This window comes from Streptomyces sp. BBFR51 (assembly GCF_044591655.1).
Taxonomy (GTDB): domain Bacteria; phylum Actinomycetota; class Actinomycetes; order Streptomycetales; family Streptomycetaceae; genus Streptomyces.
On sequence record NZ_CP172448.1, the window covers coordinates 3,650,925 to 3,674,438 of the forward strand.

The window sequence follows — 23,514 nt, forward strand, 5'->3', positions numbered from 1 at the left end:
TCAGTTCTTCAGCGGCGGCGCGTCAGGCGTCGAAGCTCTCCTCGAAGCGCTCGTCCGCGTCCCGGCGGCGCGAGGACGGGTCCCGCTCGTCCGCCTCCCGACGACGCGAGGACGGGTCGGCCTCGTCCTCGTCGCGACGACGGTCGCGGTTCTGGAACTGGTCCTTGCCCTGCTCGGCACGCTGCTTGCCCTGCTGCTGCATGCGCTCGGCCTTGTCCTGGAACTGGTCCTTCATACCCATGTGGGTTCACTCCTGTGGTGATCGGGCCCGACCGGATCGGCCGGGCTCGATCAGATTCACATGAGCCGTGACCGTGCGCATGTCGATCACTTACGGACTGTAGTCGTGCTGGTCCGGCCCTGTTCGTCGGCCGCTCCGCCGGCGCCGACCAGGCCGATGCGCAGGCCGTTGAGCCGGTCCCCGAAGCGCCGCATCTCGCGCTGCCCGACGGTGCCGATGACGGCCGGCAGATACCCGCGCACGCCCTGCATGCCGCGCAGCCACCGCTGCCCGTAGACGTGGGCGGAGCGGCGCTCGATGCCCTCCACGAGCCGGTCGACCGCCGGGCCCAGCGGATAGGTCTTGTTGGCGGGCCAGGGCAGCCGCTGCCGCAGTTCCCGCATGACGTCGTCCTGGTCGGCGCCGCGCACCATGTCGGTGTCGGTCCACGACAGATAGCCCACGCCGACCTTCACGCCGCGGTGGCCGACCTCGCCGCGCAGGCTGTGCGCGTACGCCTCGACGCCGGACTTGGAGGCGCAGTAGGCGGTCATCATCGGCGCGGGGGTGATGGCGGCCAGCGACGCGATCTGGAGCAGGTAGCCGCGGCTCTCCAGCAGCGCCGGCAGGAAGGCGCGGGCGGTCACCGCCGACCCGATCAGGTTGACCTCGATCACCCGCCGCCAGGAGCCGGGGTCGGAGTCGACGAAGGGGCCGCCGCTGGCGACGCCCGCGTTGGCGACGACGATGTCGATCCGGCCGAAGCGCTCCTTGACCTCGGCCGCCACCCGGGCCATCGCCTCGTGGTCGGTGACGTCGGCGTGCCAGTGCTCGCTCTCGCTGTGCAACCGGGCGGAGACCTGCTTGAGTTCGTCGGGTTCCAGGCCGACCAGCGCGACCTTCACCCCGCGCGCGGACAGCTTGCGGGCCAGCAGTTCCCCCACGCCCCGCGCGGCTCCGGTGACGACGGCGACCCGCCCTTCCAGGCTCACCCTGCTCATGCGCTCTCCTCGGCGTGTACGGCACGCTCGTCGCGTGCGCTGGATATGTGGGCGGCGGCGAGGGCCCGTATCTTCCCGGTGACCAGCTCCGGCGCCTCCACCGGCGTCATGTGTCCGACGCCCGGGAGTTCCGTCAGGCCCACGCAGTGGGGCAGTGCGGCGGCCAGCGCGCGGGCCTGCACCGGCGGGGTCAGCCGGTCCGCCGTGCCGACCACGACCTCCACCGGCATCCGCAGCTCCCGTACGCCGTGGTCGAGGTCGAGCAGGTCGAGCACGTGCGACCAGCCGTGGCGCACCCGGCGCGGGCAGGCGTGCACGATCCGGGCGCAGGCCTCGATCATGTGCGGGCCCGAACCAGCGCCCATCGTCCCGTACTTGAGGACCCGGCGCGCGAGAGGCGTGACCGGTCCGAGGGGTGCACGGGAGCCGAGGACCCGCCGGGTCAGCCAGGTGCGTACCCGGCTCTCCCGCAGGGGCACCACGGTGGCGGAGGCGACCAGCCGCGAACTGCCCGTGCTGCACAGCAGAACGGCCGCCACGTGCTCGCGCACCGCGGGCCGGCTCGCGGCGGCCATCAACGTCATCCCGCCCATGGAGTGCCCGGCGACCACGGCCCGTTCGCCCGGCGCCAGCGTGGCCCGCAATACGGCTTCGAGGTCGTCGGCGAGCGGCTCGGTGCCGTAGGCCGGGTTCGCCGGGCTGCGGCCGTGGCCGCGCTGGTCGTAGGCGACGACCCGGTGATCGGTGGCCAGTTCGCGGATCTGCGCCGCCCAGAAGGCGGTCGAGCAGCACCAGCCGTGCGAGAGGACGACCGCGGGCGCGTTCTCGGGGCCGTGTACCTCCACGTGAACGCGGGCGCCGTCGGCGGCGGTGACGGTCAGCTCGTGGGCGGGGACGGGCGGGGCGTAGGGCCCGTCGGCGACGTGCAGCAGGCGGCTCACGCGCTCACCTCGGCGTCCGCGTCCGCGTTCGCGCCGGTGGCCTTCGCCGGGGTGGGGGCCGGGCGCAGCACCTCGTACTCCGCGAGGTCCACGCGCCGTGTCGCGCGCCGGAACTCGGACGTGGTGCCGGGCCAGACGGTGGTGTTGCGGCCGGCCGCGTCCAGGTACCAGCTGGTGCAGCCGCCGGTGTTCCACACCGTGCGCTTCATGCGTTCCTGCACCCGGTGGTTCCAGTTGCGCACGGCGGCCGGGCGGGCGTCCAGGGCGGTGCGGCCGCCGAGGACGTTCAGCTGGCGCAGGTAGTCCGCCATGTAGTTCAGCTGGGACTCGATCATCAGGATCATGGACGAGTTCCCGAGGCCGGTGTTGGGCCCGATGACCGTCATGAAGTTCGGGAAGCCGGCCGCCGAGCCGCCCCGCAACGCCTCCATGCCGCCCTTCCATGCCTCGGCGAGGGTCCGCCCGTCCGCGCCCACGACGCGCTCGGCGATGGGCATGTCGGTGACGTGGAAACCGGTGCCGAAGATGATCGCGTCTGCCTCGGCCTCGGTGCCGTCGGCCGCGACGAGCGTCGAGCCGCGCACCTCGCTGAGCCCGCTGGCGACCACGTCCACATTGGGCTCGGCGAGCGCGGGGTAATAGGTGCTCGACAGCAGGATCCGCTTGCAGCCGATGCGGTAGTCGGGGGTGAGCTTGGCGCGCAGGGCCGGGTCCTTGATCGCGGCGCCCATGTTGCGCTTGGCGATCTGCTCGACGAAGCCCAGTTCGTTCGGGTGCTTGGTGAACGCCTGCACCTGGAGCTCCCGGATGCCCCACAGCACCCCGCGGCGCAGCTTGGTGGTGACGGGCAGCGCCCGGTGCAGGGCGCGCTCGGCGCCGCTGATCGCCCGGTCCATGCGGGGCATCACCCAGGCCGGGGTGCGCTGGAAGAGGGTGAGGCGAGCGGCCTCGGGCTGCACGGCCGGCACGATCTGGATCGCGGAGGCGCCGGTGCCGATCACGGCGACGCGCTTGCCCGCGAGGTCCTGGCCGTGGTCCCAGCGGGCCGAGTGGAAGACCTTGCCGGGGAAGGAGTCGAGCCCCGGGATGTCCGGGACCTTGGGGTCGGACAGCGGCCCGGTCGCGGACACGACGACGTCGGCGGTGAGGCTGCCGCGTACGGTCTCGATCTCCCAGCGCAGCTGCTCGGTGTCCCACGCCATCCGCTTCACCTCCGAGTCGAAGCGGAGGTGGGGGCGCAGCCCGAAGGTGTCGGTGACGTGCTCCAGGTAGGCGCGGATGTGCTCCTGCCCGGAGAAGGTGCGCGGCCACTCGGGGTTGGGCGCGAAGGAGAAGGAGTACAGGTGGGAGGGCACGTCGCAGGCGCAGCCGGGGTAGCTGTTGTCCCGCCACGTGCCGCCCACGCTCCCGGCCCGCTCCAGGACGACGAAGTCGGTGATCCCCTCGCGGCGCAGCCGCACGGCGGCCCCGAGACCGCCGAAGCCGGACCCGATCACCGCCACCCGTACGTGTTCGTGAACCTGCTCGTGCTCGGCCATCCCGGAGCCTCCACGCTTGGCTGGACCATCTGGAACCGTCTGGAACCATGCCAGTGAACACTGGCGCAATGGGAGGGTAGAACAGCTTCGTACTCACGGGTAGGGGGCACGCGAAGGAAAGTTACCGACGGTACGACTTAAGGTCGGTCACGTGACCGAGAAGCGCGAATACCGCATGGAGGAACTGGCCCGGCTGGCCGGCATCACGGTGCGCACCCTGCGCTTCTACCGCGAACGCAAACTGATCCCGCCGCCCCGCCGCGAGGGCCGCATCGCCTGGTACGACGACCACCACCTGGCCCGCCTGCGCACCATCGCCGCCCTCCTGGAACGCGGCCACACCCTGAGCGGCATCGCGGAACTGGCCGACGCCTTCGACCACGGCCGCGACGTCGGCGACCTGCTCGGCCTCGGCGAACCCACCGAGGAGACCCCGGTCCGCCTCACCCCCGAGGAACTCGCCGCCCGCTTCGAGGGCGAGGTCACCCCGGACAACCTGGCCGCCGCGATGGACCTCGGCTACCTCGGCACCGACGGCGACGAACTCGTCCACATCAGCCACCGTCTGCTGGAGGTCTCCTCCGCCCTGGTCCGCGAGGGCATCCCGCTCGGCGAGGTCCTCCGGGCCGGCGCCCGCGTCCGCGAACACGCCGACGCCCTCGCCGACCTCTTCGCCGACCTGATCCTGCGCCACGCCCCCGAACAGGAACTCCACCGCCTGCGCCCGCTGGCCCGCAGCGTGGTGGAGGCGGAACTGTCCCTGGCGCTGGACCGGCGGACACGGAAGCGGGCGGACTAGGACCGGGCGGGGCCTCAGCGGTCGTAGACCACCGTGACCGGCGCGTGGTCGGACCAGCGCTCGGCGTGGGTGGCGGCCCGCTCGACATGGCCCTTGAGAGCCTTGGCGGCCAGGCCCGGGGTGGCGGCGTGGAGGTCGATCCTCCATCCACTGTCGTTGTCGAAGGCCCGCCCCCGGTAGGACCACCACGAGTACGGTCCCTCGACGTCCGGATGCAGCGCGCGCACCACATCCACGTACCCGCCGTCGGCCGGGTCGAGGACGCGGCCGAGCCACTCCCGCTCCTCCGGCAGGAACCCGGAGTTCTTCTTGTTGGCGCGCCAGTTCTTCAGGTCGGCCTCGCGGTGGGCGATGTTCCAGTCGCCGCAGACGACGACCTCGCGCCCGTCGGCGGCGGCGCGCTCGCGCAGTTCCTTGAGGTGGGCGAGGAACTCGCCCATGAAGCGGACCTTCTCGTCCTGGCGCTCGGTGCCGACCTCGCCCGAGGGCAGGTAGAGGGAGGCGACCGTCACACCGGGCAGGTCGGCCTCGACGTAGCGGCCGCTGGTGTCGAACTCCGTGGAGCCGAAGCCGACCTGGACGCGGTCGGGTTCGCGGCGGGTGTAGAGGGAGACGCCGGCGCGGCCCTTGGCGGCGGCGGGGGCGTGCGTGACGTGCCAGCCGTCGGGCGTGCGGACGTGTTCCGGCAGCTGGTGGGGTTCGGCCCGCACCTCCTGGAGGCACAGCACGTCGGCGGAGGTGTCGGCGAGCCACTCCACGAAGCCCTTCTTCGCGGCGGCGCGCAGACCGTTCACATTCACGGAGGTCACGGTGAGCACCAGGGCACGATACCGGCACACTGGATGTCGTCCCGCTCCGGATTACGCATCCCTATACGGTAGGAAGAATGAACATACGCCGGGTCCCCTTCGACCACCCCGACGCCGTGAAGCTCAACAACGAGGTCCAGGCCGAGTACGACGTCCGCTACGGCGACGGCGGCGACGCCACGTACCTGGACCCGGCGCACTTCGCGCCGCCGGGCGGCCTGTACCTGATCGCGTACGACGAGAACGACGTCCCGGTCGCCTCCGGCGGCTGGCGCAGCCAGGACGCCAACGACGAGGGCAATCTCGACGGGGACGCGGAGCTCAAGCGGATGTTCGTGGTCGAGCAGGTGCGCGGACGCGGGCTGGCCCGCCGCATTCTGGCCGCCCTGGAGGAGGACGCCCGTGCGGCGGGCCGCACCCGGATGGTGCTGGAGACCGGCACCAAGCAGCCGGAGGCGGTGGCCCTGTACACCTCGAGCGGCTACGAGCCGTGCGGGAAGTTCGGCTACTACCGCTTCCACGAGGAGAGCCTCTGCTACGCGAAGGCTCTCCAGGTCCCGTAGAAGTCCCGTAGGAGTGCCGTAGGAGTGTCCCGCGGGTCGCCCTGCCGTGCCGTCAGGCCGCGCCGCCCGTCCTGCGGCGACGCGAGGCGACGAACAGGACGCCGCCCGCGGCGAGCGCCAGTGCCGCACCGGCCGAGACGAGCAGTGCCGTGGAGCCGGTGGAGGCCAGCAGGCCGCCCTCGCCTCCCTGGGGCGACTGGCCGCCGGACGTGCCGCCGCCGGTGGTGGTGCCGGTGGTCCCGGCGGTGGAGGTGCCGCCGGTGGTGCCGCCGGTCGTGTCCGAGCCGCCGGTCGTAGAGGTACCGCCCGTGGTCTGCGAACCGCCGGTGGTGCCGGAACCGCCCGTGGAGTCCGAGCCGCCGGTGGCGCCGCCCGTGTCGCCCGGCGTCTCCTCGTCACCCGTGCCGTTCAGCACGATCCAGCCGGTGTCGTTGGAGGGGTCGCCCTCCCAGGGGTTGTCGAACTCCGGCAGGGCGATCTTGCCCTTGGCGCCCTCGACGACCTTGTCGATGCGCAGCTTGAAGGGGAAGCTGCGCTCGTCGTCCTCCAGGAAGGGGGTGTCGGCGAAGCAGCGGTACTCGGACGAGCTCTCGCCGTTCAGGGGGCGGCAGGGGCTCTCGACCACGCTGGCGCCCTCGGGGATCTGCACGGTGAAGCCGAGCGGCTCGCCGCCCGCACGCAGCGATCCGATCCACGCGGGCCCGTGGTTGCTCAGGCCGACGTCGACGGTGACCGTCTCACCCTGCTCCCCCGCGACGCGCGCGCCGGTGAGGTCGAGGTCGTAGGTGTTCTGCGTGGGCAGGTCGATCTCGGCGTACTTGGAGTAGTCGCTCACGTGGCCGCTCTCGACCGGCTCCAGCGTGAGCGTCCTGCCGGAACCCTGCCGGTAGTCGGCGCTCGCCCGCAGCTCGCCGACCTCCTTGGCGCCGACGGCGTCGAAGCCGTAGCTGAAGATGTCGCCGAGCGCGAAGTCCGCGGTCTTCACCTTGAGCGGCTCGCTCAGCTTGTAGGCCAGGCCCGGCCAGAAGTCGCCCTCGAAGGTGCACAGGGCGACCTGGCGGTAGCGGATCAGGTTGTCCTTGTTCTCCTCCGCGTACGAGCAGTTGTCGTACGAGTCGGGGAAGGACAGGCCGCGGGTGCCGGAGAAGCGGAGCACGACGCCGTCGGCGGACATGCTGCCGGTGTTGCGGAAGCCGAGCGGGGCGTCGTAGGTGTCGCCGGCCCTGAAGCCCTCGGGTTCGGCGGGGAGCTTCTTCTTCAGCAGCTCCGGGCCGCCGACGAGCACGTCGACGGTGTGCGTGTTGAACTCCAGGCCCTCGCCCTCACCGGTCACCTCGATCTTGCCGTAGTCACCGGCCCCGGCGGAGTCCAGCAGGTCGAGCCGGACGTCCCAGGACGGGTTGAGGATGTAGCCGGGGTAGAGGCTGCTCTCCTCGCAGACCGCGACGAGGCCGTCCACGTCGCACGACTGCGGCAGGCCGACCTTGGCGAAGCCCTTCAGCGCGGTGGCGTCGATGGTGACCTTGTAGCCGCTGTTGGGGATCGGCTCCGGGTCCGTGTCGCTGTCCGGGTCGTACTCCCCCGGGCCGGTGAGCCCGAGTTCGATCTGTGGCTCCCCGGGTTCGCCCTCGGCCCCGTCGAGCGCCAGGTCCACCTTGTCCGGACCGGTGATCGTGACGGGCAGCGGTCCCTGACCGTCCGCCGCGTGCGCGACGCCGGCCAGTCCTCCCGCGGCGAGCCCTGCTGCGGCCACCGCGGCCAGAGCCGCTCGCGCCCACGGCGAGCGCAGGGAGCTAGGTCTCATGGTGTGTTTCTTCCGTTCCCCAGACGACAAGGAGGTGCCACTGCATGGCACCGTGCACAGGTGACCCACTGGAAACGCCAAAGGTTGCCCGGCGCGTGATCACGGATGCGTCTCGTCATCACGGATGCGTCTCGACCGCACGGGCCGGTCTGTCCGGTGAAATCCGGGAAACGACGAAGGTCCCGTCCGATCGTGACGATCGGACGGGACCTTCGACAATGTGCGTGGACCTGTGGGGATTTGAACCCCAGACCCCCTCGATGCGAACGAGGTGCGCTACCAGACTGCGCCACAGGCCCTTGCAACGAGTGAAACTTTAGCACCCCGACCGGCCTGCTCAAAAATCCCTTACGGGGCCGGTCGGCGCCGGGGCCGGGGCCGGGGCCGGGGCCGGGGCCGGGGCCGGGGCGAAGGCGCCGCCGGTGGCGGCTACTCGTTCGCCGCGCGGGGACGCTCGCCGTCGTCGTACTGGTCGAAGAGCGGTGTGCGGCCCCGCTCCCGGGCCCGGCGGGCGGAGGCGGCGCGGCGGGCGTCGCTGCGGGCCGGGGGCTCGGGACGCTCCTCGGCGTGTTCGGCCGGGCGGTCCCGGTCCGTGCCGGGGGCCTGGGCGGCGTCCGCCTGCTCGGAGGTGACGGCGCTGGAGCGTGCCGAGCTCCACGCGTCCGGGGCCGTGAGGTCCACGTCGGGGGTGGCGCGGGGGGCGACCGGTGCGGTCACGTAGGTGGGCAGGGGCACCGGCACCGGGTCCCAGCTGTCGCCGTGCCGGCCGCCCCGGCGTTCGCGCTGCTGGTCGACCCACTCGGCGTGGTCGGTCTGCTCGACCAGCGCCCGCCGGTCCGCGGCGAGCGCCGACATTCCGGCGTCGGGCTCCGCCTCGGGTCCGTCGTCCGGCTCCTCGGCGTCGAGGTCGCCGACGCTGCCGGCGGGGGCGGCGGGCGTACGCCGGCGCGGGCGGGGGTCGCGGTCGCGCAGTCGCTGTGCGGCGACCTCGGCCTGGCGGCGGTCCATCTGGAAGGTGAACCGGTGGCGCTCCTGCGAGCGCAGGTAGACGATGTAGGCGCTGAGCAGCACGGCGGGCACCCCGGGTGCCCACAGGAACGCGAGTCCGCCGACCGCCGCGACGACCGAGCCGAGCGTGAAGGCCAGGAACAGCATCACGGTCGTGCGCCGGCGGCGTGCCAGCACCCTGGTGCGCCGGGCCCGGGCCGCGGCCGACGCCGAGACGGGTGCGCGCCGGGCCTGTGGAACCCGCCCGCGCGCCGGTGCCGCGCCGGAGGCGGCGGGGCGGCCGGACTCCGGGGAGTGCGCGGGTCTCGGGGCGGGGGCGTGCCCCTTCTTGTCCGTCCGAGGACGTGCCGGTTCGGGCCGCTCCGCGGGGTGTTGCGGGGCGGCCGGCCGGGTGTGCCGTCGGGTTCTGGACACGGCGAAGGCCCGGACGTCCACCGAGTCGGTGACGGCGCCCGGGGCGTCGGTGTCGGACTCCGCCTCGTCGGCGGAGCGCGACCGCAGGTCCTTGGCGTACCGGCGCTCCATGCCCGCCCGTCCGGACAGGAGCCGGATGGCGGTGCTGAAGCGTTCCGTCGGACGGGCCTCGTTCAGCTCGTCCTGCCTACGGAGCCACATCGGCACCAAGTAGGCGGCCCAGGCCCCGACGATGACTGCGTAGATGAGGCCGCTGCTGCTCACGTCTCACACGGTAGAGGGGTTTGCGTGAGGCCATCCGCCAATTGAGCCGGTGTGTCGCACGATCTGGCTGATATTTCGAACTTTTTTTGTGACCGATGCGATCAGAGGACTGTCAGGCTCGCGAAATTATCCGTTTCGGGATGGTCGAGGCTCGATCAATTTCGAACGTTTATTCAATTCTCGGCGTCCCGGCGGTCCCGGTGTTCCCGGCGTTCGGCGTGCTCCGGTCCCGTGACCGGTGCCAGCGCCGCAGCAAACCCTCCGGAACCTCTTCCGCGGTGAGCGCGAAGACGAGATGGTCCCGCCAGGCTCCGTCGATGTGCAGATAACGCGGCCTGAGCCCCTCCTCGCGGAATCCGAGTTTCTCCACGACCCGGCGACTGGGCGCGTTCTCGGGGCGAATGCAGACCTCGACGCGATGCAGTCCGACGGTGCGGAAACAGTGATCCACGGCCATCGCCACGGCTGTCGGCATCACCCCGCGGCCGGCCACCGCCTCGTCCACCCAGTAGCCCACGTGTCCGGAGCACATCGAGCCCCAGGTGATGCCGGCCACCGTCAACTGCCCCACCAGCCGCCCCTGGTACTCGATGACGAACGGCAGCATGCGGCCCGCGTGGGCCTCGGACCTCAGGTGCCGCACCATCTGCCGATAGGTCGGCCGGTGCGTGATCGGGCCGCCGGGCCCGGGCGGCGGAATGGTGGCCTCCCACGGGCGCAGCCAGTCCCGGTTGCGCCGGTTGACCTCGCGCCAGGCCCGCTGGTCGCGCAGCTTTATCGGCCTGAGGGAGATGTCGCCGTCCGCCAGTTCAGCAGGCCAGGAGGGGCTGTTCAGCTCGCACCCCCACCGCTGGCGGGTCTGGGGTGGTCGCCGCCGCGCAGCTGGTCCACGGCGTGTTTCAGCAGCGGCTCCAGTACGGCGAGGCCGTCCTTCACCCCGCCGGAGGAGCCCGGCAGGTTGACGATCAGTGTCCCCCGTGCCACTCCAGCCAGTCCCCGGGAGAGCGCCGCGGTCGGCACCTTGTCCCGGCCGTGGGCCCGGATCGCCTCCGCGATGCCCGGGACCTCGTAGTCGATCACCGCCCGGGTCGCCTCGGGGGTGCGGTCGGTGGGCGAGACGCCGGTGCCGCCGGTGGTGACGATCACGTCGTAGCCCGCCTCGGCGCCCGCACGCAGGGCCGCCTCCACCGGGTCGCCGTCCGGGACGACCCGCGGGCCGTCGACGGCGAAGCCGAAGCGGCGCAGGCCCTCGGCGATCAGCGGGCCGCCCTTGTCCTCGTAGACCCCGGCGGCGGCCCGGTTGGACGCCGTGACCACCAGCGCGCCGTACGGCGCGAGGAGGGCGCCTCCCGCCGAGGCGTCCGGTGTCGTCATGACCGGCTCCAGTCGCCCGACTTGCCGCCCGTCTTCTCCTCCACCCGCACGTCCGTGATGACCGCTCCCTTGTCGACCGCCTTGACCATGTCGACCACGGTGAGCGCGGCGACGGAGACCGCGGTGAGCGCCTCCATCTCGACACCCGTGCGATCCGTCGTCTTCACCGTGGCGATGATCTCCACGGCGTCGTCCGCGACCGACAGTTCCAGTTTCACACCGGAGACCGACAACGGGTGACACAACGGGATCAGGTCGGGGGTGCGTTTGGCGCCCATGATGCCCGCGATCCGCGCGGTGGCCAGCGCGTCGCCCTTGGGAACGCCCTCGCCGCGCAGCAGTTCCACCACGCGGGGCGCGACGAGGACGCGTCCGCTCGCGCGGGCGGTGCGTGCGGTCACGTCCTTGGCGGACACGTCGACCATCCGGGCGGCGCCCGCCTCGTCGATGTGCGTCAGCCGGTCCTGAGGGTCCTGCCGGTCCTGTCCGCTCCTGGGCGGTCGGTCCTGCGTACTCATGCTCGTGTGGCGCTCCCGGTCCGGGCCCGGCGCGGTGCGGCGCGTGGGCCTGCTGTGCGCGACACGGTACCGCCAACGAGGCGGGGTCAGCCGAGCAGGACCACCTCGACGTCGGCGCCGGGTTCGACGGACTCGGTGTCCTCGGGGACGACGATCAGCGCGTCGGCGTGCGCGAGGGCGGCCACGAGGTGGGAGCCCGAACCGCCGACCGGGGTGACCGAACCGTCGGCGTAGGTGCCGCGCAGGAACTGCCGGCGGCCCTTCGGCGAGGTCAGTGCCTTGTCCGCGGTCAGGGACGCGGTGGTCGTCGGACGGTGCACGTCCGGCAGGCCCATGAGGGCGCGGATCGCGGGGCGGACGAACAACTCGAAGGAGACGTACGACGACACCGGGTTGCCGGGCAGCGCGAGCAGCGGGGTGTGGTCGGGGCCGATGGAGCCGAAGCCCTGGGGCTTGCCGGGCTGCATGGCGAGCTTGCGGAAGTCCACGCCGCTGCCCGGCTCGTCCTCGTCGCCGACGTGCGCCAGCGCCTCCTTGACCACGTCGTACGCCCCGACGCTCACCCCGCCGGTGGTGACCATCAGGTCGGCGCGCACCAGTTGGTCCTCGATGGTGGCCCGCAGGTTCTCGGCGTCGTCGGCGACGGCGCCCACGCGGTAGGCGATGGCACCGGCGTCGCGGGCGGCCGCGGTGAGGGCGAAGCTGTTGGAGTCGTAGATCTGACCGGACGCCAGCTGCTCGTCGGGCTGGACGAGTTCGCTGCCGGTGGAGAGCACCACCACGCGCGGGCGCGGGCGCACCCGTACCGTGCCCCGGCCGATCGCGGCGAGCAGGCCGATCTGCGGCGGGCCGAGGACGGTGCCGGCCTCCAGGGCGCGGTCGCCGGAGCGGACGTCGCTGCCCTTCGCGCGCACGTGCGCGCGTGCCTCCGCCGGCCGGTACACGTGGACGTGGCCCTCGGCGCCCTCGGGGGCCAGGCTGCGGGCGCGCATTCCCGAGACCGGGCCCTCGCCGAGCCCGCCGTCGGTCCACTCGACGGGGACGACGGTCTCGGCGCCGGGCGGGAGCGGGGCGCCGGTCATGATGCGGGCGGCCTGTCCGGGGCCCACGGACGGCGGGTCGGCCTGTCCGGCGGCGACGTCCCCGACGACCTCCAGGACGGCGGGGAACTCCTCGCTGGCGCCCGCGACATCGGTGACCCGCACCGCGTAGCCGTCCATGGAGCTGTTGTCGAACGGCGGCAGGGAGAGCGGCACCGTGATGTCGTCGACCAGGACGCACCCCTGGGCGTCGAGCAGGTTCAGCTCGATGGGGTCCAGGGGGCGGACGGTGGCGAGGACGTCGTCCAGGTGTTCCTGCACCGACCACAGCCGGTCCGGACCGAAGTCCGCGCCGGCGTGGTCGTGGCCGGTGTCACGGTGTGCGCTGCTGCTCAACGGCGTTACATCTCCTCGGCTACGTAACTGCGAAGCCAGGTCCGGAAGTCCGGGCCCAGGTCTTCACGTTCGCATGCGAGTCGGACAATGGCACGCAGGTAGTCGCCGCGGTCACCGGTGTCATAGCGGCGGCCCTTGAAGACGACGCCGTGCACCGGGCCGCCCACGGACTCGTCCTCGGCGAGCTGCTGGAGGGCGTCGGTCAGCTGGATCTCGCCGCCGCGGCCGGGCTCGGTCCTGCGGAGTATGTCGAAGATGTGCGGGTCGAGGACGTAGCGGCCGATGATGGCGTAGTTGGACGGGGCGTCGGCCGGGTCCGGCTTCTCGACCAGTCCGCCGACCTTGACGACGTCGCTGTCCTCGGTGGTCTCCACGGCCGCGCAGCCGTAGAGGTGGATCTGCTCCGGCGCGACCTCCATGAGGGCGATCACGCTGCCGCCGTACTGCTCCTGGACGTCGATCATGCGCTGGAGCAGCGGGTCGCGCGGGTCGATCAGGTCGTCGCCGAGCAGGACCGCGAAGGGCTCGTGGCCGACGTGCGGGGCGGCGCACAGTACGGCGTGGCCGAGGCCCCTGGGGTCGCCCTGGCGGACGTAGTGGATCATTGCGAGGTCGCTGGACTCCTGGACCTTGGCCAGGCGGCCCGCGTCGCCCTTCTTCTGGAGGGCGGACTCGAGTTCGTAGTTGCGGTCGAAGTGGTCTTCCAGGGGGCGCTTGTTGCGGCCCGTGACCATGAGGACGTCGCCGAGGCCCGCGGCCACGGCCTCTTCGACCACGTACTGGATCGCCGGCTTGTCGACGACCGGCAGCATCTCCTTGGGAGTGGCTTTGGTGGCCGGCAGGAACCTGGTACCAAGCCCGGCTGCGGGGATGACAGCCTTGCTGATCCTGGGGTGGGACTGAGTCATGCGCGCCACCATATCCGGTGCCTATAGGGAGAATCTGTGACTCGGGATCATTGACGCTCATATGAGCGCATTAGCGCGGTACGGGAGTGACCAGTGCCTCACATCGACCCTGCGGACGAACCTGACAAGCGGACGTTGCGGCGGGATTTCCTCGCGGCGAGGAGCAGGTTGACGGCGGATGACGTGCGGGTATCGGCGCACGCGCTGGCCGGGCGGGCGCTCGGACTGCCGGAGGTGGCGGGGGCGCACGCCGTGGCGGCGTACGTCTCCGTGGGCGCCGAACCGGGCACTCTCGCACTGCTCGACGCGCTGCGCGCGCGGGGCGTGCGCGTCCTGTTGCCCGCCCTGCTGCCGGACAACGACCTGGACTGGGGCGAGTACGCCGGAGAGGGCTCCCTCGCGCGCGTGCGGCACGGCGGGCGGATGGACCTCTTCGAGCCCGCCGGTGAGCGTCTGGGCCCGGACGCGGTGACGGAGGCCGACGTCGTGCTGCTGCCGGGGGTGGCGGTGGACGGGCGCGGACTGCGGCTGGGCCGCGGCGGCGGATCGTACGACCGGGTGCTCGCGCGTCTGGAGCGGGCGGGCGCGCGTCCCGCGCTGCTGGTGCTGCTGTACGACGGGGAGGTCGTCGCGCACGTCCCCGCCGAGCCGCACGACCGGCCGGTGGACGCGGTGGTGACGCCGTCGGGGGTGCGCAGGTTCCGCTGACGTTCACCTTCGGGGCATGCGAAACGGCCTCCACGCGCGCGTGGAGGCCGTTCGCGTCAGCGGGTGCCCGGCGGCTAGGGCTTGAGCACCAGCGTGTCGCTCGTGCTCTCGTCGACCGCCTTCTTCGAGAAGGACCACGGCAGCAGTTCGCCGTCGGCCCACTTGTCGGTCTGGTCCGTGTAGTGGGCGCTGTAGGCGTGCCCGGAGGCGCCGGTGAGGTTGATCCACCGGGACTTGTCGAGGTCGCCGAGGTTGACCACCATCCGCATGGACGGCACCCAGATCACCCCGTAGCCGCCGGCCGCGTTCCAGCCGGAGGCGTTGACCGCCGCCTCGCCGCCGCTGAGCTTCCAGGGGCCGCGGTTGAGGGCGTACTTCAGGAAGCCGGGGCCGTCGGTGCCCAGGGTCTGGTTGTTCAGGAACAGGCGGTGCAGCCGGCCCCAGTTCCAGGTGTCGATGTCCTTGCCGAGCTTGGCGGTCAGCTCCCAGCGGGCGTCGATCATGGCGCGCTTGAACAGGTCGTCGCGGTTGTGGTCGGCGCCCTTGCGGGTGCCGGAGGCCGGCGTCGTCCACCAGTCGCTCTTCGGGTCCTCCATCAGGGTGCGGACCACCTCGAACCAGCGGTCGCCGCCGTCCGGCTGCGCCTGGTCGGCGTCCCGCTGGCCGCACTCGCGGACCTTGTTGGTCTCGTCCGCGGGGCCGGTGGTGTTGACCGGGTCGACCCACAGGCACTGGCCCTCGACCCGCAGCTCCTTGGGCAGCTTGTTGCCGAAGGCGAGCTTGAGGATGTTGCGCCACACCGCGTTGAAGTAGGCGGCGGCCGCCGAGTCGGCGTCCTGGGTGTAGTCCCAGCCCTCCAGCAGCTTCTGCGCCTCGCGGACGTCCTTGTCGGCGACGTCGATCTTCAGCAGCTGGGGCACGATCAGCTTGGCCATCTCGCTGCTGTTGTCCAGCTGCATCTGGCGCATGTCGTCCGTGGAGATCTTGCCGCCGTCCTTGATCTTCTGCTCGATCAGGGAGGTGATGCGCTGGCTGCGGGTGCCGTAGCCCCAGTCAGTGGTCAGCGTGTACGGGTACTTGTCCTCGTCGACGACGGCCTGGTTCGCGGTCACGATGTAGCCGCGCTCCGGGTCGTACTCGTAGGGCAGCTCGTCCTGGTCGATGTACTCGCCGGTCCAGCGGTACTTGGCGCTCCAGCCCGGCGCCGGGACCGAACCGTCGTGGCCCTTGGCGCGCACCGGGATCCTGCCGGGCAGCGTGTAGCCGATGTGCTCGCTGTCGGCGTAGACGAGGTTCTGCGAGGGCACGTCGAACTTCGTCGCGGCCTCGCGGAAGTCGTCCCAGTTCTGCGCCCGGTCGATGGCGAAGACGGCGTCCATGGTGGTGCCCGCCTCCAGCGCCGTCCAGCGCAGGGCGACGCCGTAGCCGTCACCGCGGTCGGGGGCCGCGCTGTCGACGGAGGCCTTCTTGCCGGTCTTCACCAGCTCGTCGTCGCGGTCGGACAGCAGGGGGCCGTTGTTGGTCTCCCGGACGACGATCTGCTTGGAGTCGCCACCGGCCACCTTTATGGTCTCCCGGCGCGTCTCGAAGGGGACCACCTTGCCGTCGTACTGGTAGCCCTCGCCGGTGATCTTCTCCAGGTAGAGGTCGGTGACGTCGGCGCCGGAGTTGGTCAGGCCCCAGGCGATCTCCTGGTTGTGGCCGATGACCACGCCGGGCATGCCCGCGAAGGTGTAACCGGCGACGTCGTACTGGCACTTATCGGAGACGGTGCGGCAGTGCAGGCCCATCTGGTACCAGACGGACGGCAGGGACGGCGACAGGTGCGGGTCGTTGGCCAGCAGCGGCTTGCCGGTGATGGTGTGCTCGCCGGACACGACCCAGGAGTTGGAGCCGATGCCGTTGCCGTTCACGCCGACGGCGGTGGGGACGTCGTCCAGGACGTCCTGGAGACCCGCCAGTTGGCCCTCGAGGGCGCTGCCGGAGCCCGTACCCGTCCCTGTGCCCGTTCCGGTTCCGCTGCCCGAGTCGTCGCCGCCGCCCGACGCACCGCCGCCGTCGAACGTCTGGGTGACCTCGTCGTACTGGCCCTCCTGGACGATCGCCTTGTTCCGGTCGTACGGGTACGCCGGGTAGAGGTCGGCGATCTGCTTGGGGCCGAGGCGGCTGGTCATCAGGGCGCGGTCGATCTCGTCCTGCATGTTGCCGCGCAGGTCCCAGGCCATCGCCTTCAGCCAGGCCACCGAGTCGACCGGGGTCCACTCCTGCGGCTTGTAGTCGTTGGTGAACCCGAGAGCGGCGTACTCCAGGGAGATGTCCGCGCCGTCCTTGCCCTTCAGGTAGGCGTTGACGCCCTTCGCGTACGCCTGGAGGTACTTCTTCGTGGAGTCCGACAGCTTCTCGTCGTACTCCTCCCGCGCCACCCGGTGCCAGCCCAGGGTGCGCAGGAATTCGTCGTTCTCGACCTGGCCCTTGCCGAACATCTCCGACAGGCGCCCGGCCGTCATGTGACGGCGTACGTCCATCTCGTAGAACCGGTCCTGCGCCTGGACGTAGCCCTGCGCCATGAACAGGTCCTCGTCGGTGGAGGCGTAGACCTGCGGGATGCCGTAGCCGTCGCGCTTGACGTCGACCGGGCCCGACAGGCCGTCCAGCGTGATCGAGCCCTTGGTCTGCGGGAAGGACGCGCGGACGGTGCTGATCGACCAGTACGCCCCGTAGGCGAGGCCGCCGATGATGGCCAGGACCAGCACGAGGACGAGCAGCCGGCCCTTGCGCCCCTTCTTCCTGCCGGACGTGCCGGGCTGCTGACCCGTAGAGGCGGTTTTGGTGGGGGGCATCGCTGTCCTTGCTGTCCTAACACGAGCGGCAGGGGCGGGCTGTGCTTCGTACTGAGCGCCTGAGCGCTGGAGCAACTGTAGGCGCAGGCCCGGCTCTCCCTTGACGCGGAGTCGGGTACCGGGACGCACGAGCGTTCGATCTTGCCAAGCCGAGCGTCAAGAAAGCGTCAAGAGTTAGGTAAGGTAACGAAGTAGTTGCCCGCAGGGCGCGGCTGCTTCGTGTGCCATGGGGGTGCGCCGCGCGCAGCCCGAGCGGGTGCGCTCGCCCGCACTGTGATCCGTGCTGTGCGCCAGGGAAGGGAACGGCCGCTGACTGTCCACCACCTCAACCAGCTCCTGCTCGTCTGCGCTCTGGTCCTGCTCATCGCCGTGGCGGCGGTCCGCATCTCCTCGCGCAGCGGGCTCCCCAGCCTGCTCGTCTACCTGGCCATCGGCATCGCCATGGGCCAGGACGGCATCGGCGACATCAAGTTCGACAACGCCGAACTGGTCCAGGTCATCGGCTACGCGGCCCTCGTCGTGATCCTCGCCGAGGGCGGCCTCGGCACGAAGTGGAAGGAGGCGAAACCGGCCCTGCCGGCCGCCTCCGCGCTGGCCCTGGCCGGCGTCGCGGTGAGCGTCGGCGTGACCGCGGCGGGCGCGCACTACCTGACCGGTCTCGAGTGGCGGCAGGCTCTGATCGTCGGTGCGGTGGTCTCCTCGACGGACGCCGCGGCCGTCTTCTCCGTGCTGCGCCGGATCCCGCTGCCCAAGCGCATAACGGGCACGCTCGAGGCCGAATCCGGCTTCAACGACGCCCCCGTGGTCATCCTCGTCGTCGCCTTCTCCACGGCCGGCCCGATCGAGCACTGGTACGTGCTGCTCGGCGAGATCGCCCTGGAGCTGGCCATCGGCGCCGCCATCGGACTCGCGGTGGGCTGGCTGGGGTCGTGGGGACTGAAGCACGTGGCGCTGCCCGCCTCCGGCCTCTACCCCATCGCCGTCATGTCGATGGCCGTCACGGCCTACGCGGCCGGCGCGATGGCCCACGGCAGCGGATTCCTCGCCGTCTACCTCGCCTCGATGGTCATGGGCAACGCGCGGCTGCCGCACTGGCCCGCCACCCGAGGGTTCGCCGACGGGCTCGGCTGGCTCGCCCAGATCGGCATGTTCGTCCTGCTCGGCCTGCTCGTCACCCCGCACGAACTGGGCGACGACATCCTGCCGGCCCTGGTCATCGGCCTGGTGCTCACCATGGTGGCGCGCCCGCTGAGCGTCGTGCTGTGCCTGGTGCCCTTCCGGGTGCCGTGGCAGGAACAGGCCCTGATGTCGTGGGCCGGACTGCGCGGCGCGGTGCCCATCGTCCTGGCGACGATCCCCATGGTGCAGGGCGTCGACGGCAGCCGCCGGATCTTCAACATCGTCTTCGTCCTGGTCGTCGTCTACACCCTGGTCCAGGGACCGACGCTGCCCTGGCTGGCCGGCAAGCTGCGCCTGGGCAAGGGGGACGAGGCCGCCGACCTCGGCATCGAGTCGGCGCCCCTGGAGCGGCTGCGCGGGCACCTGCTGTCCGTGACGATCCCCGAGGGCTCGAAGATGCACGGCGTCGAGATCAGTGAACTGCGGCTGCCGACCGGTTCCGCCGTCACGCTGGTCGTCCGCGACGGAACGTCCTTCGTGCCGCTGCCGTCGACGGGACTGCGGCGCGGGGACGAACTCCTCGTGGTCGCCACGGACCCGGTCCGCGACGCCGCCGAGGCACGGCTGCGCGCGGTCGGTCACGGCGGCAAGCTGGCCGGCTGGCTGGGCACCGCAGACAACGGGGGCACCCGCGGCACCGGCGGCAATCGCAGGTGAGCGTATGAGGGGTGCCCCCTTTCACAGGTGGTGACCGTCCCGGCCCCTGTACGATGAAGGCGGCACCTGATCGAACCAACTCTGTCTGAAGCAGAGCTGGCGCGACCGTATGGCGGCCGGAACGCCCCCTCATCGACACGGGCCCGGCATCTACCGCAGTCCGCGCAAGAGGACAGCTCTCGGCGCTCCCGCACGGCGACAGCCGCGAGGCGGACCGCGCCACCAGGCGGCAGAAAGGCACGGGCCGTGGCATCCACGGTCACTCCCGCACGCCCCGGATACGGGCAACTGCTGCGCACCTGCGGCGCCTGGACGTTCCTGCTCCCCGGCTTCGCGGCACGCCAGCCGTTCGCCATGCTGACGCTCTCCATCGTGCTGCTCGTGCAGCACACCACCGGCTCCTACGGCGTCGCGGGCGCCGCGGCGGCCGTCACCGGCGTCTCCATGGCCCTGTTCGCCCCCTACAGCGGCCGGCTCGCCGACCGCTACGGGCAGCGCACCGTCCTGCTGCCGGGCGTGCTCGTGCACGCGGCGTCCGGTGTCGCGCTGACCGCTCTCGCGCTCGCCGACGCGCCCCTGTGGGCGCTGTTCGTGGCGGCGGTGCCCACCGGGGCCTCGGTTCCGCAGGTCGGGCCCATGGTCCGGGCCCGCTGGGCCGCGAAGCTCAAGGACTCCCCGCTGATGAGCACGGCGGCCGCCTTCGAGTCCGTCACCGATGAGCTGACCTTCGTTCTCGGCCCCCTGGTGGCGACCGCCCTGTGCACGGCCGTCGACCCCGCGGCGGGCCTGCTCACGGAGGCCGCGCTCACCCTGGTGGGCGGCCTGCTGTTCGCCGCTCAGAAGAGCACCCAGCCGAAGGTCGGCGGCGCCGACGGCGCCCACGCGCGCGTGGAGCACGTTTCCGCGCTGCGTGTCCCCGGGGTGCGCGTCCTGATCGTCGTCTTCCTGGGCATCGGTTCCGTCTTCGGCGGCATGCAGGTGTCGCTGGCGGCGTTCACCGAGTCGATCGGCGAGCCCGGTCTGAACGGCGTCCTGTACGGCGTCTTCGCCGCGGGCAACATGATCTCCGGCCTGGCCTGCGGCGCCATCGCCTGGAAGGTGGCCCCGCAGCGGCGCCTCCTGGTCGGCTACACCGCCCTCGCGCTGACCGCGTCCGGTCTGTGGGCCGCGCACTCCGTGCTCGTGCTGGCCGGTCTCGGCCTGCTCGTCGGCATGTGCGTCGCGCCCGCCATCGTCACCGGCTACACCCTCGTCGAGGACCTGGTGCGGCCGGGCGCCCGTACCGAGGCCTTCACCTGGCTGACCGGCGCCGTCGCGCTCGGCCAGGCGGTGGCCGTGACCGTCGCCGGACAGCTGGAGGACCGGCTGCGGGACGGCGCCGGATTCCTGGTGCCGATGGGCGGCACGGTGCTCGCGCTGGCGGTCCTGGTGGCGCTGCGGTCGCGGCTGGCGACCCGGCCCCGGGCCCGTACGGTGGCACGTGGCGTCGGTCACCGCGCGCCCGCCACAGTGGACTGATCCCTCGGAATACGTCACTATGGACCGTCGTTAGCACTCATCGAGTGAGAGTGCCAGGAGGAAGACAAGTGCCGACGTACCAGTACCAGTGCACCGAGTGCGGCGAGGGCCTCGAGGCGGTGCAGAAGTTCACCGACGACGCCCTCACCGAGTGCCCGAACTGCCAGGGCCGCCTGAAGAAGGTGTTCTCGGCGGTCGGCATCGTCTTCAAGGGCTCCGGCTTCTACCGCAACGACAGCCGCGGCAGCTCGTCGAGCAGCTCGCCGGCGTCGGCCTCGGGCTCGGGCTCGTCCTCCGGCTCCGGCTCGTCCTCCGCGAAGCCGGCGTCGTCCTCGTCTTCGTCCTCCTCGGACTCGAAGTCGGGTTCGGGCTCGGGCTCGTCGTCCTCGGGCTCCGGCAGCTCGTCCGCCGGCACCACCGCCGCCTAGGACCGCTCTTCTTACGAGACCCTGTCGTCGTCCGACGACGGGGTCCTCGGCGTTTCGCGGGGCGGCTAGGGTGCGGGCATGGCGAACAAGGTGAATGCCGAGATCGGCGTGATCGGCGGCTCCGGTTTCTACTCGTTCCTCGACGACGTGACCGAGGTCCCGGTGGACACCCCGTACGGGCCGCCCAGCGACTCCCTCTTCCTCGGCGAGGTCGCCGGCCGGCGGGTCGCGTTCCTCCCCCGGCACGGTCGCGGCCACCATCTGCCGCCGCACCGGATCAACTACCGCGCCAACCTGTGGGCGCTGCGCTCGGTCGGCGTGCGCCAGGTACTCGGCCCGTGCGCGGTCGGCGGCCTGCGCCCCGAGTACGGGCCGGGCACGCTGCTGGTGCCGGACCAGTTCGTCGACCGTACGAGGTCCCGGCCGTCCACGTACTTCGACGGGCTGCCGCTGCCCGACGGCACGGTGCCCAACGTGGTGCACGTGTCGCTGGCCGACCCGTACTGCCCCACCGGACGGGCCGCCGCGCTGAAGGCGGCCCGGGGACGGGACTGGGAGCCGGTGGACGGCGGCACCCTGGTCGTGGTCGAGGGGCCGCGCTTCGGGACCCGGGCGGAGTCCCTGTGGCACCGGGCGCAGGGCTGGTCGGTGGTGGGCATGACCGGCCATCCGGAGGCGGCACTCGCCCGTGAACTGGAGCTCTGCTACACCTCGCTGACCCTGGTGACCGACCTCGACGCGGGTGCGGAGAGCGGCGAGGGCGTCTCGCACGAGGAAGTGCTGCGGGTGTTCGCGGCGAACGTGGACCGGCTGCGGGGCGTCCTGTTCGACGCGGTGGCCGCGCTGCCGGCGGCCGGCGAGCGGGACTGCCCGTGCGGGGCGGCGCTGGGCGGGATGGATCCGGGGATCGCGCTGCCGTAGCGGTGGCGGGGGTACAGGCGGTGCCGGGGGCGGTGCGTGCGGCGTGCGGCGTGCGGCGTGCGGCGTGCGGCGTCGGAGCGACCCGTTCCGGTGAGGGAGTTGTCCACAACCGGTCGGTGGTCCACGGGCTCCCGCGGACCTCGGCGAAAAGCCTCATCGTGGGAGCGCAAGCCGATCCCTCGTCGCAGGTGGTGGTCCCCGTGTCCCGTTCCGCTCTCCCCTCCCCCTCACTCCCCTACTCGTTCTCCTCCCCTCTTCCGCCCGGCACCGACGCGCCGCCCACCTGCGAGGTGCCGCACTTCGCCCCGGTGCGGGTGCGCGGCGGACGTCACCGGCTGCACCGGCTCGCGCGGCACCGGCGTCGGGCCCTGGCCGTCGGCCTCGCCGTGACCGCCGCCGCGCTGGTGGCGGCGGGCCCGCATCCGGGCGCCGGCGGGCAGGACACACGGCGGGCCCGTGGACACCCGGTGGCCGATCCGGTGCCCGAGCGGCACGGCACGCGGCTTGTCGCGGCGCCGGTGCGGATCGCCGACGCGGCCACGGTGCGACTGCTCAGGCCGGGCGACCGGGTCGACGTCGTCGCGACCGGGGACGGCGGCGCGACGGACGCCTCCGTGATCGCGCGCGGGGTGCGGGTGACGAAGGTGCCCGAGCCAGTGGAGGGAGCGGCGGCGGACGGGGCTCTGGTGGTGGTCTCGGTGCCCCGCGCCACCGCTCACCGGCTGGTCGGCGCCGGTACCACGGCACGCTTGGCGGTGACCCTGTGCTGAGCCCGTCAAGTCGCTCGTTCGAGGGATCGGATTGGACAGGACGGCCCAACGCTGTCGTAGGTTGCGAAGCGTTTGGTTCCTACACCTGTTCAAGCGAGGAGTGCTCCCACCGTGAGCGAGAAGAACGAGCCGAGCGTCTGGCAGGGCTTCAAGGCCTTCCTGATGCGCGGAAACGTCATCGACCTGGCGGTGGCGGTCGTCATCGGCGCCGCCTTCACCAAGATCGTCAACTCGGTGGTGGACGGGGTCATCAACCCCCTCGTCGGGGCGTTCGGCACAAAGAGCCTGGACAGTTACAGCTCCTGCCTGAAGGGCCCGTGCACCGGGACCGGCGACACCGCGACGGGCGTGCGGATCCTGTGGGGGTCGGTGCTGGGCGCCACCCTCACGTTCCTGATCACCGCGGCCGTCGTCTACTTCCTGATGGTGCTGCCCATGTCGAAGTACCTGGCCCGGCAGGAGGCCCGCCGCAAGGCGAAGGAGAACGCCGAGGAGGTCATCGAGATCTCCGAGCTGGAGGTGCTCAAGGAGATCCGCGACGCGCTGATCGCGCAGCGCGGCTCGGGCCACGACCGCACGTAGCGAGAGCGGAAGCGGCCGGGAGACGGGCGAAGGCCCGCACGGCTCACAGGTGGTGCGGCGGCTTCTCGTCGAGGAAGCGCTTGAGGTCGGCCGCGCTGTCGCCCTCGGGCCGCTCGCCCCAGCCGCGGTCGGTGTCGTCCGAGGTCTGCTGGTCCAGCGGGTCGTCGAAGACCAGCGCCGGCCTGGGCGCGCGGGGCTCGGGTTCGGGGGTGGTTCTCATGGTTCAAGGGTACGGCCCGCCCTGCGGACGACCGCCCCCGTGGACGACCGCCCCGTGGACGGCGTCGTCCGCTCCGCCCGGCTCCGTCCCGTCG

At 71.9% G+C, this 23,514-nt stretch carries 23 protein-coding genes and 1 tRNA gene; 9 read left to right on the forward strand and 15 right to left on the reverse strand.

Features of this window, described 5'->3' with window-relative positions; all coding sequences use genetic code 11:
- Positions 1-22 precede the first annotated feature (22 nt).
- The 4 genes from ACGH7X_RS16495 to ACGH7X_RS16510 all read right to left on the reverse strand — a co-directional run bounded on the left by ACGH7X_RS16495 (position 23) and on the right by ACGH7X_RS16510 (position 3,700).
- Positions 23-241 carry a hypothetical protein gene (locus tag ACGH7X_RS16495; protein WP_399886065.1) on the reverse strand — a complete coding sequence of 73 codons (219 nt, stop codon included), beginning with the start codon at positions 239-241 and terminating at the stop codon, positions 23-25.
- Positions 242-327: 86 nt separating this feature from the next.
- Positions 328-1,221: an SDR family oxidoreductase gene (locus ACGH7X_RS16500; RefSeq protein ID WP_399886066.1), complete on the reverse strand. Its 894-nt coding sequence runs from the start codon at positions 1,219-1,221 to the stop codon at positions 328-330.
- A complete protein-coding gene (locus tag ACGH7X_RS16505) occupies positions 1,218-2,162 on the reverse strand; it encodes an alpha/beta fold hydrolase (protein WP_399886067.1) in 945 nt (314 codons plus the stop codon). Before ACGH7X_RS16505 ends, ACGH7X_RS16500 begins: the two co-directional genes overlap by 4 nt.
- Positions 2,159-3,700, reverse strand: a complete 1,542-nt coding sequence (locus tag ACGH7X_RS16510) for a flavin-containing monooxygenase (protein WP_399886068.1) — start codon at positions 3,698-3,700, stop codon at positions 2,159-2,161. The genes ACGH7X_RS16505 and ACGH7X_RS16510 overlap by 4 nt, the downstream gene beginning before the upstream one ends.
- A gap of 151 nt (positions 3,701-3,851) precedes the next feature.
- On the opposite strand from ACGH7X_RS16510, the gene ACGH7X_RS16515 reads away from it, so the two are divergent.
- On the forward strand, positions 3,852-4,499 hold the full coding sequence (locus ACGH7X_RS16515; RefSeq protein WP_399886069.1) for a MerR family transcriptional regulator: 648 nt from the start codon (positions 3,852-3,854) through the stop codon (positions 4,497-4,499).
- Positions 4,500-4,513: 14 nt separating this feature from the next.
- Here ACGH7X_RS16515 and ACGH7X_RS16520 read toward each other — a convergent pair whose 3' ends face one another.
- The gene (locus tag ACGH7X_RS16520; protein ID WP_399886070.1) at positions 4,514-5,317 is read right to left on the reverse strand and encodes an exodeoxyribonuclease III; all 804 of its coding nucleotides are present in this window, start codon (positions 5,315-5,317) and stop codon (positions 4,514-4,516) included.
- 68 nt (positions 5,318-5,385) lie between these two features.
- Between ACGH7X_RS16520 and ACGH7X_RS16525 the strand changes: the two genes are divergently transcribed.
- Positions 5,386-5,871 (forward strand): GNAT family N-acetyltransferase, encoded by a 486-nt coding sequence (locus tag ACGH7X_RS16525; RefSeq protein WP_399886071.1) that lies wholly within the window; start codon positions 5,386-5,388, stop codon positions 5,869-5,871.
- Between the two features lie 52 nt (positions 5,872-5,923).
- On the opposite strand, the gene ACGH7X_RS16530 is transcribed toward ACGH7X_RS16525, so the two are convergent.
- From ACGH7X_RS16530 to galU, 8 genes are all read right to left on the reverse strand, one after another.
- A complete protein-coding gene (locus ACGH7X_RS16530; protein ID WP_399886072.1) occupies positions 5,924-7,675 on the reverse strand; it encodes a hypothetical protein in 1,752 nt (583 codons plus the stop codon).
- Positions 7,676-7,900: 225 nt separating this feature from the next.
- Positions 7,901-7,974 (reverse strand) — tRNA-Ala (locus ACGH7X_RS16535).
- 130 nt (positions 7,975-8,104) lie between these two features.
- Entirely contained in the window at positions 8,105-9,361 is a 1,257-nt protein-coding gene (glpR, locus tag ACGH7X_RS16540; protein WP_399886073.1) for a gephyrin-like molybdotransferase receptor GlpR, read from the reverse strand.
- A 169-nt stretch (positions 9,362-9,530) separates the two neighbouring features.
- Positions 9,531-10,196 carry a GNAT family N-acetyltransferase gene (locus tag ACGH7X_RS16545; RefSeq protein ID WP_399897071.1) on the reverse strand — a complete coding sequence of 222 codons (666 nt, stop codon included), beginning with the start codon at positions 10,194-10,196 and terminating at the stop codon, positions 9,531-9,533.
- Positions 10,193-10,735 (reverse strand): molybdenum cofactor biosynthesis protein B, encoded by a 543-nt coding sequence (locus tag ACGH7X_RS16550; RefSeq protein ID WP_399886074.1) that lies wholly within the window; start codon positions 10,733-10,735, stop codon positions 10,193-10,195. Before ACGH7X_RS16550 ends, ACGH7X_RS16545 begins: the two co-directional genes overlap by 4 nt.
- Positions 10,732-11,253: a cyclic pyranopterin monophosphate synthase MoaC gene (moaC, locus tag ACGH7X_RS16555; protein WP_399886076.1), complete on the reverse strand. Its 522-nt coding sequence runs from the start codon at positions 11,251-11,253 to the stop codon at positions 10,732-10,734. Before moaC ends, ACGH7X_RS16550 begins: the two co-directional genes overlap by 4 nt.
- 86 nt (positions 11,254-11,339) lie before the next feature.
- Positions 11,340-12,689, reverse strand: a complete 1,350-nt coding sequence (gene glp / locus ACGH7X_RS16560) for a gephyrin-like molybdotransferase Glp (RefSeq protein WP_399886078.1) — start codon at positions 12,687-12,689, stop codon at positions 11,340-11,342.
- A 5-nt stretch (positions 12,690-12,694) separates the two neighbouring features.
- A complete protein-coding gene (gene galU, locus ACGH7X_RS16565) occupies positions 12,695-13,597 on the reverse strand; it encodes a UTP--glucose-1-phosphate uridylyltransferase GalU (RefSeq protein ID WP_399886080.1) in 903 nt (300 codons plus the stop codon).
- 93 nt (positions 13,598-13,690) lie between these two features.
- On the opposite strand from galU, the gene ACGH7X_RS16570 reads away from it, so the two are divergent.
- On the forward strand, positions 13,691-14,305 hold the full coding sequence (locus ACGH7X_RS16570; protein WP_399886082.1) for a 5-formyltetrahydrofolate cyclo-ligase: 615 nt from the start codon (positions 13,691-13,693) through the stop codon (positions 14,303-14,305).
- Positions 14,306-14,379: 74 nt separating this feature from the next.
- On the opposite strand, the gene ACGH7X_RS16575 is transcribed toward ACGH7X_RS16570, so the two are convergent.
- Positions 14,380-17,145, reverse strand: a complete 2,766-nt coding sequence (locus ACGH7X_RS16575) for a penicillin acylase family protein (RefSeq protein ID WP_399886084.1) — start codon at positions 17,143-17,145, stop codon at positions 14,380-14,382.
- 285 nt (positions 17,146-17,430) lie between these two features.
- Between ACGH7X_RS16575 and ACGH7X_RS16580 the strand changes: the two genes are divergently transcribed.
- From ACGH7X_RS16580 to mscL, 6 genes are all read left to right on the forward strand, one after another.
- Positions 17,431-18,981 (forward strand): potassium/proton antiporter, encoded by a 1,551-nt coding sequence (locus tag ACGH7X_RS16580; RefSeq protein WP_399886086.1) that lies wholly within the window; start codon positions 17,431-17,433, stop codon positions 18,979-18,981.
- Between the two features lie 246 nt (positions 18,982-19,227).
- The gene (locus tag ACGH7X_RS16585; protein WP_399886088.1) at positions 19,228-20,499 is read left to right on the forward strand and encodes an MFS transporter; all 1,272 of its coding nucleotides are present in this window, start codon (positions 19,228-19,230) and stop codon (positions 20,497-20,499) included.
- Positions 20,500-20,567: 68 nt separating this feature from the next.
- Positions 20,568-20,927 (forward strand): FmdB family zinc ribbon protein, encoded by a 360-nt coding sequence (locus ACGH7X_RS16590; RefSeq protein ID WP_399886090.1) that lies wholly within the window; start codon positions 20,568-20,570, stop codon positions 20,925-20,927.
- 78 nt (positions 20,928-21,005) lie between these two features.
- Entirely contained in the window at positions 21,006-21,848 is an 843-nt protein-coding gene (locus tag ACGH7X_RS16595; protein WP_399886092.1) for an S-methyl-5'-thioadenosine phosphorylase, read from the forward strand.
- A gap of 290 nt (positions 21,849-22,138) precedes the next feature.
- Complete coding sequence (locus ACGH7X_RS16600) at positions 22,139-22,618, forward strand: hypothetical protein (RefSeq protein ID WP_399897074.1); 480 nt, start codon at positions 22,139-22,141, stop codon at positions 22,616-22,618.
- Positions 22,619-22,729: 111 nt separating this feature from the next.
- Positions 22,730-23,200 carry a large conductance mechanosensitive channel protein MscL gene (gene mscL / locus ACGH7X_RS16605; protein ID WP_399886094.1) on the forward strand — a complete coding sequence of 157 codons (471 nt, stop codon included), beginning with the start codon at positions 22,730-22,732 and terminating at the stop codon, positions 23,198-23,200.
- A gap of 43 nt (positions 23,201-23,243) precedes the next feature.
- Here the strand turns inward: mscL and ACGH7X_RS16610 are convergent, their stop codons facing one another.
- Positions 23,244-23,420, reverse strand: coding sequence for a hypothetical protein (locus ACGH7X_RS16610; protein ID WP_399886096.1), 177 nt, complete (start codon positions 23,418-23,420; stop codon positions 23,244-23,246).
- Between the last annotated feature and the right edge of the window lie 94 nt (positions 23,421-23,514).

Coding starts and splice junctions, on each gene's coding strand:
- ACGH7X_RS16575 (WP_399886084.1), bottom strand. CDS start 17,145: ATGCCCCCCACCAAAACCGCCTCTACGGGTCAGCAGCCCGGCACGTCC.
- moaC (WP_399886076.1), bottom strand. CDS start 11,253: ATGAGTACGCAGGACCGACCGCCCAGGAGCGGACAGGACCGGCAGGAC.
- ACGH7X_RS16510 (WP_399886068.1), bottom strand. CDS start 3,700: ATGGCCGAGCACGAGCAGGTTCACGAACACGTACGGGTGGCGGTGATC.
- ACGH7X_RS16495 (WP_399886065.1), bottom strand. CDS start 241: ATGGGTATGAAGGACCAGTTCCAGGACAAGGCCGAGCGCATGCAGCAG.
- ACGH7X_RS16550 (WP_399886074.1), bottom strand. CDS start 10,735: ATGACGACACCGGACGCCTCGGCGGGAGGCGCCCTCCTCGCGCCGTAC.
- galU (WP_399886080.1), bottom strand. CDS start 13,597: ATGACTCAGTCCCACCCCAGGATCAGCAAGGCTGTCATCCCCGCAGCC.
- ACGH7X_RS16530 (WP_399886072.1), bottom strand. CDS start 7,675: ATGAGACCTAGCTCCCTGCGCTCGCCGTGGGCGCGAGCGGCTCTGGCC.
- ACGH7X_RS16525 (WP_399886071.1), top strand. CDS start 5,386: ATGAACATACGCCGGGTCCCCTTCGACCACCCCGACGCCGTGAAGCTC.
- ACGH7X_RS16500 (WP_399886066.1), bottom strand. CDS start 1,221: ATGAGCAGGGTGAGCCTGGAAGGGCGGGTCGCCGTCGTCACCGGAGCC.
- ACGH7X_RS16610 (WP_399886096.1), bottom strand. CDS start 23,420: ATGAGAACCACCCCCGAACCCGAGCCCCGCGCGCCCAGGCCGGCGCTG.
- ACGH7X_RS16595 (WP_399886092.1), top strand. CDS start 21,006: ATGGCGAACAAGGTGAATGCCGAGATCGGCGTGATCGGCGGCTCCGGT.